The 4,836-nt window shown below is 63.0% G+C and carries 5 protein-coding genes; 1 reads left to right on the plus strand and 4 read right to left on the minus strand.

The window, feature by feature from the left end:
* Positions 1-91: 91 nt before the first annotated feature.
* The 4 genes from trmB to AC1D1P_RS14365 form a co-directional block, all read right to left on the minus strand.
* On the minus strand, positions 92-811 hold the full coding sequence (trmB, locus tag AC1D1P_RS14350; protein WP_477668948.1) for a tRNA (guanosine(46)-N7)-methyltransferase TrmB: 720 nt from the start codon (positions 809-811) through the stop codon (positions 92-94).
* Positions 812-828: 17 nt separating this feature from the next.
* Positions 829-1,809: a tRNA glutamyl-Q(34) synthetase GluQRS gene (gene gluQRS / locus AC1D1P_RS14355; RefSeq protein ID WP_477673451.1), complete on the minus strand. Its 981-nt coding sequence runs from the start codon at positions 1,807-1,809 to the stop codon at positions 829-831.
* Positions 1,810-1,921: 112 nt separating this feature from the next.
* The gene (locus AC1D1P_RS14360) at positions 1,922-2,995 is read right to left on the minus strand and encodes an NAD(P)/FAD-dependent oxidoreductase (protein ID WP_477673452.1); all 1,074 of its coding nucleotides are present in this window, start codon (positions 2,993-2,995) and stop codon (positions 1,922-1,924) included.
* A gap of 179 nt (positions 2,996-3,174) precedes the next feature.
* Positions 3,175-4,122, minus strand: coding sequence for a LysR family transcriptional regulator (locus AC1D1P_RS14365; RefSeq protein ID WP_477668951.1), 948 nt, complete (start codon positions 4,120-4,122; stop codon positions 3,175-3,177).
* Between the two features lie 124 nt (positions 4,123-4,246).
* On the opposite strand from AC1D1P_RS14365, the gene AC1D1P_RS14370 reads away from it, so the two are divergent.
* On the plus strand, positions 4,247-4,836 hold a 590-nt coding region (locus tag AC1D1P_RS14370; protein WP_477673453.1), incomplete at its 3' end, for a pirin family protein.

The following is a 4,836-nucleotide window of genomic DNA, read 5'->3' on the forward strand; positions in this document are numbered from 1 at the left end:
GGCCGACACAACTGGGGCTGATGCCGGCCCGCGTGGCCAAACCATGCAGCCCGAGCTTGGGTGTTTTGCTCACACCCGCGCAGCCGCAAGATCACGCACGCACAAACACGACGTCCCAGACGCCATGCCCCAGCTTGATGCCGCGGTTTTCAAATTTGGTCAATGGGCGGTAGGCTGGCTTGGGGGCATAGCCACCAGCACTGCTGTCTGCCGTATTTTTCAACAGCGGCTCGGCGCCCAGTACTTCCAGGATCTGTTCGGCATAGGGTTGCCAGTCGGTCGCGCAATGCAGGTAGCCGCCGGGCTTGAGGCGGGCCGCGAGTTTGGTGATCAGCGGTGGCTGGATCAGCCGGCGCTTGTTGTGTTTTTTCTTGTGCCAGGGGTCCGGGAAAAAGATGTGCGCGCCGTCGAGGCTGGCGCGGGGGAGCATGTCGTCAATCACTTCGACCGCATCGTGCTGCAGGATGCGGATGTTGGACAGCTTCTGTTCGTCGATGCGTTTGAGCAGGGCGCCCACGCCGGGCGTATGCACTTCGCARCAAAGGAGGTTCTTTTCGGGCATCAGTGCGGCAATGTGCGCCGTGGCCTCGCCCATGCCAAAACCTATTTCAAGGATCGTGGGAGCGTTGCGCCCAAAGGCCTTTTCAAAATCCAGTGGTGCATCGGCATACGGCAGCAAAAACTTCGGGCCCACATCGGCAAAGGCCTTGGCCTGGCCCGCGGTGGTGCGGCCGGTGCGGCGCACAAAGCTGCGGATGTTGTGGGGAGGATGGGTGTCGGCGGGCGCGCCTTCGGGTGAGGCAGGCGGCACAGGGGGAGAGGTTTGAATCACCCTGTGATTTTAGTCGCCCAGAGCGGCACGGCCAGTTGTAGCCAGGCGGCGGGTGTCGCTGCGTTGGCTATACGCTCAACCTCCAGCCCCAGCGTTTGGCCGGCCTGGACCAGCAGCGCCAGGGGGCGGGCGGTGTCCAGCGGCTGGGCGCCGTTCTGCTTGGACAGTTTTTCGCCGTTCGGGCCCAGCACCAGCGGCGTATGCAGGTAACGCGGCAGCGGCAGGCCGAGTGCGCGCTGCAACAGGATTTGCCGTGCGGTGTTGTCGGCAAGGTCTTCGCCGCGAACGATGTCGGTGATGCCCTGGGCTGCGTCGTCTACCACTACGGCGAGCTGGTAGGCCCAGAGGCCATCCGCCCGTTTGAGGACAAAGTCGCCGACCTCACGGCTGACGTTTTGCATCTGTGTGCCCAGGCGGCGGTCATCCCAGCTGATTTCGGCCTGTGCGGCGGCCGCTGGCGTGGCATCAGTTGCTATTAAATCTATAGCTGCTCGCGCAAGTTCTGATTGGGCCAGGGCACTATTTGGCACATAATTTGGCGTCAAAAACCGCCACGCACGTGCAGCACGGCCATGCAGCCCGTTGCGGCAGGTGCCCGGGTACACCAGTTCGCCATGGCGTTCCCGCGCCTGCCCGGACGCGGCCAGTGCCCGCGCGATATCTTGTCGCGTGCACGCGCAAGGGTAGGCGAGGCCGCGGGTGATCAGTGCGTCCAGGGCATTCTGGTACAGGGCGCCGCGTTGTGACTGGTAAACCGGTGCTTCATCGGGTACCAGGCCGCAACAGGCGAGTTGTTCAAGAATGACGCGGTCTGCGCCCGGCACACAGCGCGGGGTGTCGACATCTTCGATGCGTACCAGCCAGCGGCCACGGTGCGCCCGGGCATCCAGCCAGCTGGCCAGGGCCGCTACCAGCGAACCCGCGTGAAGCGGGCCTGTGGGCGAAGGGGAAAATCTACCTTTGTAGCCCGAGGCCATAAGCAGAAGGAACTATGAGAAGGCTAACCTGGCGGCCGCCGCGCCGGGCCGCCCCAAGCAAGGCCAGCCCCCTCGGGGGGCAGCGCAGTACGCGAAGCGACAAGCGTGGGGGCTAACAAATTTCGAGGGCCATTTCAAGGCCCGAGACAAAGCCGTCTTCGACACGGTGACCCAGACACCAGTCGCCGCAGGCGCCAATGCGCGATTTGGCGTCCCAGGCGTGGGTTTTGCCCAGCGGTTGCTGCGTTTGGGCGTGGCGCCAGCGGTGCACCGCCGCGTGTGACGGCTGGGCGCGGATGCCCGTCACTTCTGTGAAGGCCTTCAGCAGCTTGGCCTTGACGCGCTCGGCATCGTCTTCCAGGTGGCGCTCCGACCATTCCGGGCTGGCCTGCACGGTCCAGCGTTCGATCGGGCTGCGCCCAGGCTTGGACGATTCCCGCGCCAGCCAGGCAATGCGGTGGTGCGTGCTGCGCGCTGCATTCCAGTGGGGCCCCAGGTGCGCCATCGTGGGCTGCATCGCCTGCGGAAAGGCCAGCATCAACGTCCAGCAGGGCGCAACGCTAACCTCGGACAGCTCGGCCACCAGGGGCTTGGCCTGTTGTGAACTGAGCAACAGGGCCTGCGCCTGCGAAGACGGCACCGCCAGAATGACGGTATCAAAACCCGAATGGACGCGGCTGTCTGCGCCGGGCCCTTCGGTTTGCAATTGCCACTGGCTGGCGTGCAGCTTGTCGGGTTCGATCCGCATGACTTCAGTTTCCAGCGCTAGCTGGCCGGCAGCATCGAGGGGCTGGGCCCACAGCCGCACCAGTGCGTTCATGCCGGGTGAGGCGACCCAGTGGGCTTCCTTGGGCGGCAGCGCCGAGGCCACGACACGGCCGAGTTCATCGAGGATGCGCACGGTGTTGGCGCTCCAGGGCCGGACCAGCCCGGTAGCGGTGGCCAGGGCTTTTTCAAAGCGCGCGTCCCGCACGGTGAAATATTGCGTGCCGTGGTCAAAACCGCCGAATTCGCTTTCGCGTGTGGCCATCCGGCCGCCGGCGCCCCGGCTTTTTTCAAACACGGTGACGCGGTGCCCGGCCTGCACCAGGGTGCGGGCACAGGCAATGCCCGCAATGCCTGCGCCTATGACGGCAATGCGGCGCGGAGCCGCGGATTCAGGGGATCGGATGGATTTTTTTGTCATATCTTTGTACTTTGTGCGGTTTGACGAATGGGCGTACTGCGGATCATTCAAGTGATTTGCGGCGTCCCGGCGTATGTCATCACATCTCAACCATAAACGAAAACTTTAAGAACCTGTTTCAAGCACACTCTACACGCAGCCGCAGCGCATGCGCAGATATTGCGTGCCACTACGGGTTTTCATGCAGACTGGTCACGCTCCAGCAGGGCTTTTCGTGTGGCGGGATTTTCCAGTTGCTTCAGCCACCACTGCAGCGCCCGCCCGCCATGGCCGTCCACGACGCGCAGCCACGCATAGCTCATGGGCACGAGGCGTGGGGCTCGCTGCATTTTTTTCTCGACCAGCCTCCCGGTGGCGACATGCGGACGCGCAAGGTATTCAGGCAAAAAGCCGCCGCCCAGGCCCCGCAGTTGGGCCTGCAGTTTTTCCTGCATGCCGGGCACCGTAAAAATGTCCTGGCCGCCGAGCAGGCCCACAGTGATGCCGCTGCCACGCTGCACGGAATCCGCCACGGCCACGGCCCGGTGGGGCATCAGCATCGCATCCGTTATCGGTTCAGCAGCTTTTGCCAGTGGGTGATGGGGCGCCACGGCATAAATGAAATGAATGCTGCCCAGTGTCTTGTGTTGCACCGAGGTATTGACGGATGGTTCCATGGCCACCCCGATGGCCAGGTCTGCCTGGCCGGAGGTAAGCGCTTCCAGCGTGCCCGACAGCGCTTCTTCGCGAATCCGCAGGCGTGTGGGTGGGTTCAGGGCAAAAAAAGCTTCGCACAGTTCCATCACGGTGGTGCGCGAGATCACGCTGTCCACAGCCAGCGTGAGCTGCGGTTCCCAGCCGGTGGCGACGCGCTTGACGCGATTGGCCACGGCGTCGAGTTCGGCCAGCAGGCGGTTGCCTTCACGCAGCAATTCCTTGCCGGCCTCGGTCAGTTTGGCCTGGCGCGAAGAGCGGTCAAACAGCAGCACATCGAGGGCATCTTCCACCTGGCGGATGCGGTAGGTGAGGGCGCTGGGAACCAGGCCCAGCTCGCGTGCCGCAGCCGCCATGCTGCCGGTCCGGTGCACGGCGCCAATCAGGCTGAGGCTCTCCGGGGTCAGGGCGTCGCGAATCCGGTTATTGGTCATTGGGGGGAATATCATTCAAATAATTTGAATGATGCCATCAAAATGCAGCAATGAAAAGTGGGCTGCCCGCGCCTACATTGGAGTCATTGCAACGCAGTTCAACGCACCTTGAAAGGAGCACCTCATGATGACTTTAAGAACATCCGGCGAACGCGGTTACGCCGATCACGGCTGGCTCAAATCTTTTCATTCCTTTTCGTTTGCCGGCTATTACGACCCGGCCCACATGGGTTTTGGCAACCTGCGGGTCATCAATGAAGACCGCATTGCCGCCGGCCGCGGCTTCGGCACCCACGGCCACAAGGACATGGAAATCATCAGCTATGTGCTGAGCGGTGAGTTGGCGCACAAGGACAGCATCGGCAACATCAAGGGCATCCCGCCCGGTGATGTGCAGCGCATGAGCGCGGGCACCGGTGTGCAGCACAGCGAGTTCAACCACGCAGACGGCCAGACCACGCATTTCCTGCAGATCTGGATCGAGCCCAATGTGACCGGCATTCCTCCCAGCTACGARCAAAAAACATTTGCCGATGCTGAAAAGCGCGGCACGTTGCGGCTGGTGGCTTCGCCCGACGGCAGCCAGGGCTCGGTGCTGATCCATGCCAATGCCAGGCTCTATGCAGGCCTCTTCAACGGCGCGGAAACCGCCACGTTGCCGCTCGACGCGAAGCGCAAGACCTATGTGTTCCTGATTCGCGGACAGCTTGAAGT

The organism is Polaromonas sp. P1_E1_2 (assembly GCF_056406035.1).

What these genes read in the sequence shown, in the direction of transcription:
- gluQRS (WP_477673451.1), bottom strand. Translation starts at nt 1,809, where the DNA reads ATGGCCTCGGGCTACAAAGGTAGATTTTCCCCTTCGCCCACAGGCCCG.
- AC1D1P_RS14360 (WP_477673452.1), bottom strand. Translation starts at nt 2,995, where the DNA reads ATGACAAAAAAATCCATCCGATCCCCTGAATCCGCGGCTCCGCGCCGC.
- AC1D1P_RS14365 (WP_477668951.1), bottom strand. Translation starts at nt 4,122, where the DNA reads ATGACCAATAACCGGATTCGCGACGCCCTGACCCCGGAGAGCCTCAGC.